The 515-nt window shown below is 66.0% G+C and carries 1 protein-coding gene; it reads right to left on the bottom strand.

Features of this window, described 5'->3' with window-relative positions:
• Positions 1 to 133: 133 nt before the first annotated feature.
• Entirely contained in the window at positions 134 to 463 is a 330-nt protein-coding gene (locus ABD346_RS38195; protein ID WP_344380922.1) for a transposase, read from the bottom strand.
• Positions 464 to 515 lie beyond the last annotated feature (52 nt).

Raw genomic sequence — 515 nt, 5'->3', positions numbered from 1 at the left:
GTGGGCTTGTCACGCCACTTGTAGAACCAGGACTCCGACACTCCCAGAACTCTGCAGGCCACACGGTGCGGGACGTGGTGCTCGGTCCTCTGGTTACCGATGAATGCGGCCAGGGCGGCCGGGTCGGCCTCGGTCACTTCACCCAGAGGACCATGCATCGTTTGAGGACGTCACGCTCCATCTCCAGCTCGCGTATCCGCTTGTTCTTCTCGCTCATCTCCCGCCGCAGCCGCTCCAGCTCCGCGCGTTCCGCCTCGCGCATCCGTCCGCCCGGCGCGGGCTCGGCCGGTCGGTCCGACGACGCCGACCCGTTGCGGCGCCACCGCGACACCCAGCTGTGCAGCGTGCCGGAGTGCACTCCGAGCTCCTCGGCGACCTCCGGGATCGGCTTCCCCGTCTCGATCACAATGCGTACAGCACCCTCACGAAACTCAGGCGTATACGTCCGTTGCTTGGACCCCATGAACTCCAACTTCCCCTGCAATCACGGACTCCACGCTACGAGGGGAGGGACA

This window comes from Streptomyces mauvecolor (assembly GCF_039532965.1).
In the GTDB taxonomy this organism is placed as follows: domain Bacteria; phylum Actinomycetota; class Actinomycetes; order Streptomycetales; family Streptomycetaceae; genus Streptomyces; species Streptomyces violascens.
Note: the sequence above shows the minus strand (reverse complement) of the source record. Positions and strands in the feature narration are given on the sequence as shown.